General features: G+C 46.2%; 14 protein-coding genes. 7 read left to right on the plus strand and 7 right to left on the minus strand.

The genetic code is table 11. The annotated features are described in order from the left end of the window. The first annotated feature begins 18 nt into the window (after positions 1–18). From CJU60_RS01360 to licH, 6 genes are all read left to right on the plus strand, one after another. Complete coding sequence (locus CJU60_RS01360; RefSeq protein ID WP_044159993.1) at positions 19–177, plus strand: hypothetical protein; 159 nt, start codon at positions 19–21, stop codon at positions 175–177. Positions 178–342: 165 nt separating this feature from the next. Next, positions 343–2,262 (plus strand): transcriptional regulator LicR, encoded by a 1,920-nt coding sequence (licR, locus tag CJU60_RS01365; protein ID WP_095712709.1) that lies wholly within the window; start codon positions 343–345, stop codon positions 2,260–2,262. 133 nt (positions 2,263–2,395) lie between these two features. Continuing rightward, positions 2,396–2,704, plus strand: coding sequence for a PTS lichenan transporter subunit IIB (gene licB, locus CJU60_RS01370; protein WP_024123336.1), 309 nt, complete (start codon positions 2,396–2,398; stop codon positions 2,702–2,704). Positions 2,705–2,719: 15 nt separating this feature from the next. Then, positions 2,720–4,078, plus strand: coding sequence for a PTS lichenan transporter subunit IIC (licC, locus tag CJU60_RS01375; protein WP_095712710.1), 1,359 nt, complete (start codon positions 2,720–2,722; stop codon positions 4,076–4,078). A gap of 17 nt (positions 4,079–4,095) precedes the next feature. Further along, the gene (licA, locus tag CJU60_RS01380; RefSeq protein ID WP_024123334.1) at positions 4,096–4,428 is read left to right on the plus strand and encodes a PTS lichenan transporter subunit IIA; all 333 of its coding nucleotides are present in this window, start codon (positions 4,096–4,098) and stop codon (positions 4,426–4,428) included. Further along, positions 4,425–5,753 (plus strand): 6-phospho-beta-glucosidase LicH, encoded by a 1,329-nt coding sequence (licH, locus tag CJU60_RS01385; RefSeq protein ID WP_044159985.1) that lies wholly within the window; start codon positions 4,425–4,427, stop codon positions 5,751–5,753. Before licA ends, licH begins: the two co-directional genes overlap by 4 nt. A 32-nt stretch (positions 5,754–5,785) precedes the next feature. Here the strand turns inward: licH and CJU60_RS01390 are convergent, their stop codons facing one another. The 7 genes from CJU60_RS01390 to CJU60_RS01420 all read right to left on the minus strand — a co-directional run bounded on the left by CJU60_RS01390 (position 5,786) and on the right by CJU60_RS01420 (position 12,155). Further along, positions 5,786–6,877 (minus strand): branched-chain amino acid aminotransferase, encoded by a 1,092-nt coding sequence (locus tag CJU60_RS01390; protein ID WP_095712711.1) that lies wholly within the window; start codon positions 6,875–6,877, stop codon positions 5,786–5,788. 140 nt (positions 6,878–7,017) lie between these two features. Next, entirely contained in the window at positions 7,018–7,776 is a 759-nt protein-coding gene (locus CJU60_RS01395) for an SDR family oxidoreductase (RefSeq protein ID WP_095712712.1), read from the minus strand. Positions 7,777–7,864: 88 nt separating this feature from the next. Next, positions 7,865–9,043 (minus strand): D-alanyl-lipoteichoic acid biosynthesis protein DltD, encoded by a 1,179-nt coding sequence (dltD, locus tag CJU60_RS01400; protein WP_095712713.1) that lies wholly within the window; start codon positions 9,041–9,043, stop codon positions 7,865–7,867. Next, entirely contained in the window at positions 9,043–9,279 is a 237-nt protein-coding gene (gene dltC / locus CJU60_RS01405) for a D-alanine--poly(phosphoribitol) ligase subunit DltC (protein WP_024123329.1), read from the minus strand. Before dltC ends, dltD begins: the two co-directional genes overlap by 1 nt. Positions 9,280–9,295: 16 nt before the next feature. Next, the gene (dltB, locus tag CJU60_RS01410) at positions 9,296–10,483 is read right to left on the minus strand and encodes a D-alanyl-lipoteichoic acid biosynthesis protein DltB (RefSeq protein ID WP_095712714.1); all 1,188 of its coding nucleotides are present in this window, start codon (positions 10,481–10,483) and stop codon (positions 9,296–9,298) included. Next, entirely contained in the window at positions 10,480–11,988 is a 1,509-nt protein-coding gene (dltA, locus tag CJU60_RS01415) for a D-alanine--poly(phosphoribitol) ligase subunit DltA (protein ID WP_095712715.1), read from the minus strand. The genes dltB and dltA overlap by 4 nt, the downstream gene beginning before the upstream one ends. 17 nt (positions 11,989–12,005) lie before the next feature. After that, a complete protein-coding gene (locus CJU60_RS01420; protein ID WP_010332387.1) occupies positions 12,006–12,155 on the minus strand; it encodes a teichoic acid D-Ala incorporation-associated protein DltX in 150 nt (49 codons plus the stop codon). A gap of 444 nt (positions 12,156–12,599) precedes the next feature. On the opposite strand from CJU60_RS01420, the gene CJU60_RS01430 reads away from it, so the two are divergent. After that, a complete protein-coding gene (locus CJU60_RS01430) occupies positions 12,600–13,535 on the plus strand; it encodes a 1,4-dihydroxy-2-naphthoate polyprenyltransferase (protein WP_059292251.1) in 936 nt (311 codons plus the stop codon). The last annotated feature ends 94 nt before the right edge of the window (positions 13,536–13,629 follow it).

Here is a 13,629-nt window from a genome sequence, read left to right on the forward strand (position 1 = left end):
CAAAGGGGAATCAGGGGAATGGTTGAGAAAAAAGAAGGGAGAATCGGAGCTTTGAAAAAAATGATCAAAACCGTTATCAAATGGGCGCCGGTCATTTACCCGGTTGTTCGAAAAATCATGAAGGACCGCAAGGCGTCTAAACAAAAGAACATGTCCGCATCCCGAACAGCCGGCTGATCCCGGCTGTTTTTTATGGGTCTGTTTTCCCTCTTGTCCTCCGGATGTTCATTGACTTGCATTTCTCGCCATTATAGAATTTATATACATTTCGCTTTCCCTTCACCACATCCTTTCTGCCTACTTATGTAATTCCTGCATCTATCTTGATAGGAGGTTTTTCTCATGCTGCATGGGCGACTTCGTGAAATTCTGCGTTTATTGATGGCGGCTGAAGTTCCGGTGACAAGCTCGGTATTTGCCGCACATTTACATGTGACGACGCGGACGGTCCGCAATGATATAAAGGAACTCCAAGATGTGATAAGCGGCCATGGTGCCTCGGTTCAATCGGTAAGAGGCTCGGGATACAAGCTGCGCATTCATGACGAGCAGACCTTTAGAACGCTGCTGCAAGACGTGTTTCAGCAGAAAAAGGGGCTGCCGGTATTTCCCGAGGAGAGGATTACATATCTCATGAAACGGCTGCTGCTGGCGGATCATTATCTCAAGCTGGATGAGCTGGCCGAAGAACTTTTTATCTCAAAATCTACACTCCAAACCGATTTAAAGGAAGTGAAGAAACGGCTGCTTCCTTACCGCATTGTCATGGAAACACGCCCGAATTACGGCTTCAAGCTGCGCGGAGACGAGGTGCAGATGAGGTACTGTATGGCGGAGTACATTGTTGATGAAAGAGAAACAGAAATTGATTTTCTGAATGAAAAGGCTGATATTTTGCCAAAGGAAGAAATTGAGATCATCCATTCTGTGATTATGAGAAAGATTAAAAACGACCGGATTCCTCTGTCTAACCTTGGATTGAATAACCTCATCATTCATATCGCCATCGCCTGTAAGCGGATCAGAACGGAACACTATGTTTCTCTTTTCCCGGAAGATATGGATCACATTCTGCATCAAAAAGAATACCAGGCTGCTGAAGCCATTGTGAAAGAACTGGAATCAGCCCTTAGCGTCACGTTTCCGGAAAATGAAACGGCTTATATCGCCATGCATCTTCTCGGCACGAAACGAATGACACAGCCGCAGTGCGGAGAAGGCGAATTTTCAATCGATGAAGAAACAGATCGGCTGACTGCCGCCATGATCGAAGCGGTCGACCGAGAATTAAAGCTCGGCATCCTGCATGATCAAGAGCTGAAAATTGGCTTGGCACTGCATGTAAAACCCGCGATCACCCGCAACCGGTATGGCATGAATCTGAGAAATCCGATGCTGGCAGCGATCAAAGAAAATTATCCTCTCGCCTTTGAGGCCGGAATCATCGCCGGAATCGTCATAAAAGAAAAAACGGGCATCGATATTCATGAAAATGAAGTCGGTTATTTAGCGCTGCACTTCGGCGCCGCAATTGAACGGAAGAAAACAGAAAGCCCGCCTAAGCGCTGCATCATCGTTTGTGCGTCAGGTGCGGGAAGCGCCCAGCTTCTGAGGGAAAAACTTCGCTCCCACTTCGGCAAACGGATCGATATTCTCGGCACGGCTGAATATTACAGTCTTGACCAGTTGTCTTATGAATCGATTGATTTTGTGGTCAGCACCATTCCGATCAAAAAAGAACTCCCTGTGCCTGTACTAAAGGTAAACACCATCTTAGGCGGAACCGATTTTACAAAAATAGAATCCATCCTGAATGATGAGAAAGAAAAAGCTGTCAGCTATCTCAAAAAGGATCTCGTTTTTTTCCAGAAGGATCTGCGTTCGAAAGAAGAGGTGATTCAATTTTTAGGTCAGAAAGCAGTGGACGGCGGCTATGCGAATAAGGAAATCATAGATTCTATATTTGATAGAGAAGAGATGTCGCCAACGTGCTTCGGCAACCTCGTGGCCATTCCGCACCCGCTCGTCCCGCAGACGCAAACGACATTTTGGGCCGTCTGTACGCTCAAAAAGCCGATAGACTGGGAGAATAAACGGGTTCAATTTGTTTGCCTGCTTTGTGTCGAAAAGGAAAACAAAGCGGATTTGCAAAGCATGTATAAACTGCTCGGCAGCATTTTGGATGATCCGGCAGCGGTAAGCCAGCTGTTAAAAAGCCGCACGTACCAAGAGCTCTCCGATGTGTTTGACAAAAAACGATAAACTGACAGCCTGGATATACCTTTTTTCCGTTTCCTGCGGAAAAACCTTGAGTGTTTATGAAAGCGATTTCATAATATGATGTTATCAACAGCAGGACATACAAATTCTATCAAACTCTTAGGGGGTCTTTTACATGAATATATTACTCGTTTGTGCAGCAGGCATGTCAACAAGCTTACTCGTCAGCAAGATGGAAAAAAGCGCGCAGGAACAAGGAAAAGACTATACCATTTGGGCAGTATCAGGTGATTCTGTACAAAATCATATCGATAAAGCGGATGTATTGCTCCTCGGCCCGCAAGTCCGTTACATGCTTCCTCAGCTGAAAAAACTAGGAGAATCAAAGGGTGTTCCGGTAGACGTCATTAACACAGTCCATTATGGGACGTGCAACGGAGCGGAAGTGCTGAAATCGGCTGAACAGCTTGGAAACGCGTCATAGAGAGGGGCGGGCTATGTGAATAAAGTCAATCAGTTGTTAGAAGAGAAGGTCATGCCTATAGCGGGAAGAATTGCGGGGCAGCGTCATTTGCAGGCGCTCCGTGACGGTATCATTTTAACAATGCCGCTTATTATCATCGGCTCCTTTTTCCTCATCATCGGCAACCTCCCGATTCCCGGATATGCCGATTTTATGGCAAAAACGTTCGGCAGCGCCTGGTCTGAGAAGCTCGCTTACCCGGTTGACGCCACCTTTGAAATTATGGGGCTTGTCGCCGCATTCGGCATCGCCTACAGGCTGGCGGAGAAATATGGGGTCGATGCCTTGTCGGCCGGTGCCATCTCCCTTGCGGCTTTCCTCTTAGCGACACCGTATCAAGTGCCGTTTACGCCGGATGGCTCGACGAAAGAGATGATGGTCAGCGGCGGTATTCCGCTTTCGCTGATGGGAAGTAAAGGCCTGTTTGTCGCCATGATTATCGCGATGGTGTCAACAGAGATTTACCGTCTCATTATCCAGCGCAATATGGTTTTTAAAATGCCGGATGGTGTTCCGCCGGCGGTCAGCAAGTCATTTGTCGCTTTAATCCCCGGCTTTGCCGTCATCTTCCTGATTTGGGCAGCCCGACTGATTGTTGAAGCGACGCCATTTGAAAGCCTTCATAATATTGTAAGCGTTTTACTGGGGACGCCGCTCTCCATTCTTGGCGGAAGCCTCGGGGGCAGCCTTATCGCAGAAGCCGTCAAAATGCTTTTATGGGCCTGCGGTCTTCACGGCGCCAACATTGTCGGCGGCGTTATGGCACCGATTTGGTACGGCGCCATGGATGCCAACCGGATCGCGTTCCAAGCCGGTGAGGAGCTGCCTAAGATTTTCACCCAGCAATTTTTCGATATCTGGATCAATATCGGCGGAAGCGGTGCCACTCTTGCACTGGTTGTCACGATGTTCCTTCGCGCCCGAAGCAAACAAATGAAGCAGCTCGGAAAGCTTGCGATCGGCCCGGCGGTCTTCAATATTAACGAACCGATCATTTTCGGAATGCCGATCGTCATGAACCCGATGCTCTTGATTCCGTTTATCGTCACGCCGCTTATCACACTGACACTCACATACATCGGAATGAGCACCGGACTTGTCGCCAAACCTGCGGGTATCGCAGTCCCGTGGACCATGCCGCCGATCTTTTCAGGCTACTTGGCGACAGGAGGCAAAATATCAGGCGCGGTCATGCAAGCCATTAACATTGCCGTTTCCTTTGTTGTCTACTACCCGTTCTTCAGAATGTGGGATAAACAGAAGCTGAAAGAAGAAAACGAATTAGAGCTCGTTCAAACGCCTGCTGTTTCAGACGACAAAGAGGCGGCTTTGTAAAGAAAGGAGTGAGTCGCGTGAATGAGAAAATGGAGCAAATTATTTTTCAAATCATTCTTCACGGAGGAAACGGAAGGAGCTCCGCAATGGAAGCGATCGCCGCCGCGAAAAACGGCGACAGCGAAGAGGCGCGGAGTAAGCTTCAAGAAGCTGCGGATGAATTATCAAAAGCCCATCATTATCAGACAGAACTGATCCAAAGTGAAGCAGGCGGAGAAAAAACAGAAATGACACTGCTGATGGTCCACGCTCAGGATCATTTAATGAATGCCATGACAGTCAAGGATTTGGCGGCTGAATTCATTGAGCTATATGAAAAAATCACCGTGCAAGGGGGAGCAAGCATATGACAAAAGGATTGAAAATTGTAACGATTGGCGGAGGCTCAAGCTATACACCGGAGCTTGTGGAAGGTTTAATCAAACGGTACAAGGAGCTGCCTGTACGTGAATTATGGCTCGTTGATATTCCTGAAGGCGAGGAAAAATTGAACATTGTCGGCACGCTCGCCAAGCGGATGGTTGAAAAAGCCGGTGTCCCGATCGACATTCACCTCACTTTGGACAGGAGGGAAGCGCTGAAAGATGCAGACTTTGTGACGACTCAATTCCGGGTCGGACTGCTGCAGGCGAGAGCCAAGGATGAGCGCATTCCATTAAAATATGGCGTCATCGGCCAGGAAACAAACGGCCCGGGAGGACTCTTTAAAGGATTGCGCACCATTCCGGTCATCCTAGAGATTGCGAAGGACATCGAGGAGCTTTGTCCGAACGCATGGCTTGTCAATTTCACAAATCCGGCAGGTATGGTGACGGAGGCCTTGCTTCGCTACTCCAACCTGAAGAAAGTCGTCGGTCTCTGCAATGTCCCGATCGGCATCAAAATGGGCGTAGCGAAAGCGCTCGATGTAGATGTTGACCGGGTAGAGGTTCAATTTGCCGGATTGAATCATATGGTGTTCGGAATGGACGTCTTCTTAGACGGTGTCAGCGTGAAGGATAAAGTTATTGAAGCGATGGGTGATCCGAAAAACGCGATGACAATGAAAAACATCTCCGGCGCTGAGTGGGAGCCAGAATTCTTAAAAGCACTCGACATGATCCCTTGCGGCTACCACCGCTACTATTTCAAAACAAAAGAAATGTTCGAGCACGAGCTTGAAGCATCACAAACGGAAGGCACCCGTGCTGAAGTGGTGCAAAAGGTAGAGCAAGAGCTGTTCGAGCTTTATAAAGATCCAAATTTGGCGATCAAGCCGCCGCAGCTTGAAAAACGCGGAGGTGCTTACTACAGCGATGCAGCGTGCAACCTCATCAGCTCCATTTACAATGATAAACACGACATTCAGCCGGTGAACACGGTCAATAACGGTGCGATTGCAAGCATTCCAGATGATTCCGCTGTTGAAGTAAACTGCGTGATGACGAAAAACGGCCCTAAGCCAATCGCCGTAGGCGATCTGCCAGTATCTGTCCGCGGTCTCGTCCAGCAAATCAAATCATTTGAGCGTGTCGCGGCGGAAGCGGCTGTCACAGGCGACTACCAAACAGCGCTGCTTGCCATGACGATTAATCCTCTCGTACCATCCGACACAGTGGCCAAACAGATCTTAGACGAAATGCTGGAGGCGCACAAAGCACATCTGCCGCAGTTCTTTAACAAAATTGAAGCATAAAAAAACCGGCCCGTTTGGGGCCGGTTTTTTGTTTATTTGCTTTCAGTGAGCGTTGCGACTTCAGTCGTCCATCCAAATTCATCAGGAACTGTACCCTTTTGAATGCCTGTGATCGTGTCATACAGCTTTTTAGAGATTTCTCCCGTTTCACCGTTGTTGATCATCAGTGTTTCGTCATTCCAGATCAGTTCGCCGACTGGAGAAATAACAGCCGCCGTACCCGTTCCGAAGGCTTCTTCAAGAACGCCGTCTTTATGGGCTTGGATGACTTCATCAACGGCGATTCTTCGTTCTGATACCGGAAGCCCCCAATGCTTAAGCAAAGTAATGACGGAATTGCGCGTGATGCCCTCCAGAATGCTGCCGTTCAGCATCGGTGTCACAATTTCACCGTTGATTTTAAAGAAGATGTTCATGCTGCCGACTTCTTCGATGTATTTTTTCTCAATGCCGTCCAGCCAGAGAACCTGAGAAAATCCTTTCTCTTCTGCTACCTGCTGCGCTTTTAAGCTTGAAGCGTAGTTTCCTGCGGTTTTCGCATCTCCCGTTCCGCCTTTTACCGCACGGACAAATTCACTTTCCACAGCAATTTTGACAGGCTTAATGCCTTCTTTGTAATATGAGCCGACCGGAGAAAGGATGATAAAGAGCTTATACGTATGAGATGCCGCGACACCAAGGAAAGGTTCGGTTGCGATAATGAATGGACGGATGTAAAGGGACGTGCCCTCCGCATTCGGAATCCAGTCTTTATCAATAGCGATCAGCTGTTTTAAACCCTCAAGAACCTGTTCTTCATCAATTTGCGGAATACAGATGCGGTCATTTGATTTATTCAGGCGCTCCATATTTTTTTCCGGTCTGAAAAGCAGAACATGGTCATCCTCTGTGACGTAAGCCTTTAAGCCTTCAAACACCGTTTGGCCATAGTGATATACCATTGCGGCCGGGTCCATTGAAACGGCTTGATAAGGAATGATTCTCGGATCGTACCAGCCTTTATCAGATGCGTAGTCCATTACAAACATGTGGTCTGTAAACACTCTTCCGAAAGAAAGCTGATGTGGATCTGGTTTCGGTTTTTTGGCTGATGTTAATTCAACTCGAATCGTTTGTTTAGTCATGGTCAATCTCCCTGTTGTTAAATTGTTTATATTATCAAACTTATTTGAAAATATTTTATATTCTATTGTATACCTTCACCAAATAATCGCAATAGGTTTGCTCAAATTTGTAAAAAATTTATAAGAAAAAGCAGGAGAAATTAATTCTCCTGCGCATTCATTTGTTCAAATACTCTGTCGTAATCGGCACGGACCGCATTCCGCAGACCTTCGACACGTTCATTTGTAATCTCTTGTTTGCCTTCTTTTAAGCCGTCTAAGAAATATTGAACATATTCTTCAGGTGTAATGCCGCGGTACGTCAGACCTTGCTTATCGCGTGATTTTTGATTTAATCCCGTGTCAACCATAGGCGGCGCCATCTCGATCACTTCAACGCTTGTATCACGAAGCTGGTGCCTGAGCGTGAGTGAGAAGGAGTGGAGCGCCGCTTTTGTTGCACAGTACACCGGATAAACAGCTAACGGGTTAAACGCGAGCCCGGACGTTACCTGAACAATTGCCGCTTCCGGCTGATTCATCAAGTGAGGCGTAAAAAGAGCTGATAAATGGACAGGCGCTTGGATATTCAGCTCTATTTCATCCCCGTCCACAAAGAGTTCCTCAGTTCCTTTTTTAAAGTCAATTTCCTTTTGAATGCCCGCATTGTTAACGAGAACGTTCAGCTTTGGAAATTCCTTCTGGGCCCATTCAAACAATGCCTCACGCTCCGTGCGGTCTGCGACATCGCATTGTTTTGTATGGAGGGCTGGGAGCTGTTTTTTTGCTTCTGCAAGACGTGTTTCGCTGCGTCCGCAAATGATCACTTCATTCCCGAGCTCAAGCAGCCGTTTGGCCAGTTCAAGCCCGATGCCTGCTGAACCGCCTGTGATCAAAACCGTATTGCCTGTCATCTTCATTGATGTAACACCTCTTATCAAGCTGGCTGTGATTCCTTTACTATTTCAAATCTTAGCAGGAAATATGCAGCCGCGTCCTAATAGATGCTCACGATGAAGTAACCTTTCCGGTTTTATAGAATTCATCAATTGCCTTATCCACATACACCCAACCTTTCCAGCCGATGTGGATGGTATCTTTCATAAAATAAGGGTCATATTCATGACCTGAAAAATCAGCGACTTGGAAGCCCTTCGCTTTAATCTGTTTATTGACCTTTTCATAATAGTCAGTGCGCCCTTTTTTCGGGAAGCCTGTGTAGTCATACCATTTTCCGTTAACAGGGATGGTGACAAACATAGGCTCTGCGCCCGCGTCTTTCAGGATATGAAGCATCAGCTCAAAATCGCCGTATTCCGGTGACTTCGCATACGATCTGCCTTTGTTTTTCCCTTTCAGCTTAGGCACTTTCGGCTTCAGCTTTTTATAAACAGGATTGTCGATGTGAAAATCGTTAGACCCGGAGTGGCGTTTGCCTGATTCATCGGCCAGTTTATTTAATTCAGACCATGACTTATCCTTGACGGATTGTGAGATATAGCGCTTTGGTCCTGTGGTTTCCGTCGCTGAATAATAAAGGTCTTTCTTTTCGAGCATCTTGTAATATACTTTTGCCGCCGGCTTCAGCGCGTTCACTTTCCATGTCTGGCCGTTCACCATCGCCTTATAAAGCTCGGAAAGTACAGCATCGTTTTGAACAGCTTTGAAGCGCAGCATACGCTTCATCATTTTCTTTTTCACGTCAGGGTCGATCTGATCGTTAAATGCCAGATCCAGCCCTTGAAGCGCGGAATAGTTCGGCGCAAAATGCTGTTCATCAGACCCGCGCTTAATAAACCACTGCGGAGAAACGATGAAAACAATTTTTTTGCCCTTCAGCTGATCCATATGGGCAGCGAAGTTTAAAGAATGTATCAATGACTGGGACCCGCCTTTGCCGACAAGGTAAGGCGTAAATCCCTCATTGTTTACTTGAAAATAATTAGATGGGTGGAACTCGTCCAGCCGGGAAAGCTCAGAAGACCCGTAAATCGGAAGATACTTCGGATCATTGAGCATCTGATTTTGTAAATAAAGCCCCTGAAACATACTCGGGTTTAAGGTTGTTGCTGACTCTTCAACCCGTTTATCGGTAATAAAACGAGTCAGCCATGAAGATGGAACTGCGATGGCGCCTGCGAATAGAATAAACGCCAAAATAATTGGACCGAAAAAACGCTTTTTCATTATTTCAACTCAGACAGCTGGTTTACAATGTGATTAGGCGTATTCCATACATCCCGGTCGAATTCAGTGATAGGCACCAGAATATCAAAACGGTTTTCAATCGCAAGCAGCAATTCTACTGTTCCAAAAGAATCAAGCAAACCTTCTTCAAAAATTTCAATATCAGGGTTTTCCTTTACGATGTCATCCTGGCAAACCTCTGCTAAAACGTCTAATACCTCTTGTTTAAAATCCATAGTTTTCTAATCTCCTTTAATGATGGTGATGAAATAGTTTTCCTGAGAAAATATAAAACCCAAAGCACACAAAATGGAACGTGATCACAATAGCGAGAATCGTTGTCCAGCGGTTGGACGGGAGCCATTTATATTTCTTATTCCACTTCTCGAAAAAGTTGTAACACGTCATCAGGACGGCGTGATAGAGGCCGTAGATGATATATTGCGGCGCAAGGCCGTGCCAAACCCCCATCAGCATAAACAGCAGGAAATACCCGATGTTTGAGACGGCCATACGGTTTTTGATCCACTTTTTCTTTGTCATCCAAAATACAAATCTCATAAATACATAGTCTCTGAACCAAAATGACAGAGACATATGCCAGCGGTTCCAGAAATCTTTAATATTTTTGCTGATAAACGGTTTATTAAAGTTTTCCGGCGATTTAATCCCCATAATATAGCTGACCCCGACGGCAAACATCGTGTAGCCGGCAAAATCAAAGAATAAATACATGCTGTAGCCGTACATGTAAAGCAGATTCCCGAGGATCTTATTGTGCGTGATCGCGGGAAGGTTCATGATGAAATATGTGTTGATCGCATAGCCGATAATAAACTTGTAAAGGAATCCAATGAAAATCTTGTGAATCCCCGTATACAGCAGATCGGCATATTCCTCTTTTGTCCATGCCTTCTGCTCATCCTTGACGAATCTGCGGTACCTGTCAATCGGACCGGAAGAAATCGTCGGGAAAAACAGGATGAAATACAGCAGGCGGTGAAGCGGCAGCTGTTCCTTCAGCAGCCCGTCTCTCGCTTCCATAATCAGCTGAACGCCTTTAAAGGTTAAATACGAAATCCCTAAAAAGCTGATCAGGTTATGCGCCGGATGATGCGGCTGCGGATGAGAAAGAAACGGCCATATTTTTGACAAGAATAAAGGCAGAATAGACGCGATAACAGCCGAGCAAAAGACAAAGCCGCTGTTCGCTTTCTGCCGGTACGCCAGGTAGCCGCTGATCAGGAGCACCTGCCATATGGTAAACAGACACAGGGCGATGACGCCGTGTAAGTCATGCGAGAAAATCAGAGCCAATATAAGAATGGATATAAACATGTTGTATGCCTGGAATCTTTTCCCGTTCAACCCGAGAATGATGGTCGGCAGAAGAAGAATGCCAAGCAATATAAAGAATAAAAACGAGCTGTAAGGCGTCATACAAGAACCTCTTCGCGGATGCGTTTCCGGTCAATTTTGCCGTTAGCCGTCATTTGAATGTGATCCTGATAAATGAACTTTCTCGGAATCATATAAGCCGGCAGGAAAGCGGCAAGCTCTTTTTTAATCGCACTCGTCAGCTGGAACTCCTTCTGGAATTCGTGCTCCTCAGGCACAATTGCAGCTATCAGATATTCGACAGTTCCGTTTGGCTGATACGGAATCACAACAGCTGAGCGCACGTACTGAGACTGTCTCACATGAAACTCAATTTCCTCCAGCTCCATCCGGTACCCGTGAAGTTTAATCTGGAAATCCAAGCGGCCTTGGCAGAAAATCTGACCATCTTGTGTATAACCAGCATCACCAGTTCGGTATGCCCATTGGCCTTCATAAGAGAAGAATGCTTTATCTGTCAGCTCAGGCTCACCGAGATAGCCGCGGCTTACACTCGGGCCTGCAATGACGATTTCGCCTTTTTCTCCATCCGGGAGCTGATTCCCCTGTTCATCCATAATCAAAATGTTCATATCCGGTTTGGCGAAGCCGACTGGCAGAGATTCGTGCCGGCTGATGATGTCACTTGTAATTTCAACAGACGTAACAGCGACTGTCGCCTCAGTCGGACCGTACGTATTAAAGATTCTCGCTTTCGGGAAACGCTCAAGCAGCGCTTCGGCTACAGAAACCGGGAGAACCTCTCCGCAAAACATAAATGTGTCCGCCTCAGGAAGCAGATCTTGTGAAAATCCAGGATCCATCAGGCACATTTGCACAAAGGATGGCGTCGATGTCCATATATTCAGCCCGGACTTTTTGAGCTCTTCGAATAAGATCTTCGGCTTATTCACGGCGTCCTTTGTCACGCAGTGTAAAGTACCGCCTGACTGAAGGCACGGATAAAGATCCATGACGGATAAATCGAATGAAAACGGTGCTTGGTTTAAAAACGTTTTGCCTCCGTTGATCGGGAAGTCCGCGCAAATCCAGTCTGTGAAGCTTTGAAGGTTTGCGGCAGAAATCTGCACGCCTTTCGGATTGCCCGTGCTTCCGGAAGTGTAAATGATATAAAACGTTTCGTGTCCCGTCACCCATTGATCACGGCTGACAGTGCCTTCGTTTTCCAGCAGTTCTTCCGCTGATACTGTCTGAATCAGCCCGCTGTCAATATCAACAGGAAGACCAGATACGTGAATCAGCAATTCGGCGCCCGAGCTTTCAATGATTTTCGCAATCCGCTCGGACGGAATGGACAAGTCAACCGGGATATAAGGATGTCCCGCCTTTACGCTTCCTAAAAAGGAGACAATCATGTGCGGTTCCATATGTCCGTACACCAGAACAGGAGAACCCTTTTCTCCAGAAACGCGTTTTTTGATCGCGGCAGCCGCACGGTCAGACAGCGCCCAAAGTTCCTGATATGTGAGCGACTGGCCTTGAGAGCGGAAGGCTTCGGTTTGCGGATAAGTTTCCGCATGTGTTTGAATAGCATCTAAAAGTTTCATTGTTATTCTCTCTCCAATTAGAAATCGTTATAAATATAAGAACCGGTATTCGCGGTGTGAAAACCATACATAAAAAACAAAACAAGCAGTATCAACAAATAAAAGCCTGTATGACATGTCCACTTGACAGCGGGTTTTTCATACAGCTGTTTCATCAATTGCAGCATATTCAAATTCCCTTCCCGTTTTTTCGACAATTACATGAGTATATGACGAGCGGATGCGCAAAAAGTTTCATATTTTCCCTAATATCCCTCAAATTTATATATCGGCTTCTGCCTTCAGAAGTGAATTTTTATCTTTGAAAGAGTATGAATGAAGTTTCTCTGACTGATTCATTATAAAGGAAAGAATAAATGTTATGAAGAGAACTTTTTAACTTTTAAAAAGCGTAAATGATTTAAAAAAATTTTTCCGCTCCTGTTTGTAAAGGCGCAGGCAGAACTCTAATGAAATCAGGGCAGAAAGCGTATAATAAGAAGGAAAACGCCCGCTTAAGGTATCTTGTGAAATGGTGGAGAAGTCATTATGATAGATAAGGAAGCAAAACGCAAGTTTCATCAAGTGGCCGGCTGAAAAAAGTAAGCCTTTTAATAGAAAGGAAGAGGAAGATGAACCAAACAAATAAGGGTGAGGGTCAGACAGCGCCGGAAAAAGAAAGTATGGGGCAGATCCTGTGGCAATTAACGCGCCCGCATACATTAACGGCGTCGTTTGTTCCTGTGCTTCTCGGAACAGTTTTGGCGATGTTTTATGTGAAGGTTGATTTGCTGCTGTTTCTGGCTATGCTGTTTTCTTGCTTATGGATCCAGATCGCGACGAACTTATTCAATGAATACTACGATTTTAAACGCGGGTTAGATACAGCTGAATCTGTCGGAATCGGCGGCGCAATTGTCAGACATGGTATGAAGCCCAAAACAATTCTGCAATTAGCTCTCGCTTCATACGGCATTGCCATTTTGCTCGGTGTGTATATTTGCATGAGCAGCAGCTGGTGGCTGGCTGTCATCGGTCTCGTCGGAATGGCGATCGGCTACCTGTATACAGGCGGGCCTCTGCCGATTGCATATACACCGTTCGGTGAGTTATTCTCAGGCATTTGCATGGGTTCGGTGTTTGTGCTGATTTCGTTTTTTATTCAGACGGACATGATCAATAAGCAGAGCATTTTCATTTCGATTCCGATTGCGATTCTTGTCGGCGCGATCAACCTGTCGAACAATATTCGTGATATCGAAGAGGATAAAAAAGGCGGACGCAAAACATTGGCGATCCTGATGGGACATAAAGGAGCCGTCACTCTGCTGGCTGCGTCGTTTGCTGTCGCTTATATTTGGGTTGTCGGCTTGGTCATTACAGGAGCTGCAAGCCCATGGCTGTTTGTCGTCTTTTTGAGCGTGCCTAAGCCGGTTCAGGCGGTGAAAGGCTTCGTCAAAAAAGAATTGCCGATGAATATGATTGTAGCGATGAAATCTACAGCGCAAACCAATACATTTTTCGGATTCCTGCTGTCAATTGGATTATTGATCAGCTATTTCCGGTAAGAAAGAAGACCGCTTTTTCGTGCGGTCTTTTTTTGTTACATTCGACAGGATTTTGTAAAAAAATTCATAGAACCTAGCAGCAGGCAGGCACGTC

Origin of the sequence: Bacillus sp. 7705b (assembly GCF_002289525.1) — a bacterium.
Taxonomy (GTDB): Bacteria; Bacillota; Bacilli; order Bacillales; family Bacillaceae; genus Bacillus; species Bacillus halotolerans.

Excerpts from the sequence above, each read along its gene's own strand:
- dltD (WP_095712713.1), bottom strand. The coding sequence starts at position 9,043 with ATGAAAAAGCGTTTTTTCGGTCCAATTATTTTGGCGTTTATTCTATTC.
- CJU60_RS01430 (WP_059292251.1), top strand. The coding sequence starts at position 12,600 with ATGAACCAAACAAATAAGGGTGAGGGTCAGACAGCGCCGGAAAAAGAA.
- licH (WP_044159985.1), top strand. The coding sequence starts at position 4,425 with ATGACAAAAGGATTGAAAATTGTAACGATTGGCGGAGGCTCAAGCTAT.
- CJU60_RS01420 (WP_010332387.1), bottom strand. The coding sequence starts at position 12,155 with ATGCTGCAATTGATGAAACAGCTGTATGAAAAACCCGCTGTCAAGTGG.
- dltA (WP_095712715.1), bottom strand. The coding sequence starts at position 11,988 with ATGAAACTTTTAGATGCTATTCAAACACATGCGGAAACTTATCCGCAA.
- dltC (WP_024123329.1), bottom strand. The coding sequence starts at position 9,279 with ATGGATTTTAAACAAGAGGTATTAGACGTTTTAGCAGAGGTTTGCCAG.
- licR (WP_095712709.1), top strand. The coding sequence starts at position 343 with ATGCTGCATGGGCGACTTCGTGAAATTCTGCGTTTATTGATGGCGGCT.
- licB (WP_024123336.1), top strand. The coding sequence starts at position 2,396 with ATGAATATATTACTCGTTTGTGCAGCAGGCATGTCAACAAGCTTACTC.
- CJU60_RS01390 (WP_095712711.1), bottom strand. The coding sequence starts at position 6,877 with ATGACTAAACAAACGATTCGAGTTGAATTAACATCAGCCAAAAAACCG.
- dltB (WP_095712714.1), bottom strand. The coding sequence starts at position 10,483 with ATGACGCCTTACAGCTCGTTTTTATTCTTTATATTGCTTGGCATTCTT.
- CJU60_RS01395 (WP_095712712.1), bottom strand. The coding sequence starts at position 7,776 with ATGAAGATGACAGGCAATACGGTTTTGATCACAGGCGGTTCAGCAGGC.
- CJU60_RS01360 (WP_044159993.1), top strand. The coding sequence starts at position 19 with ATGGTTGAGAAAAAAGAAGGGAGAATCGGAGCTTTGAAAAAAATGATC.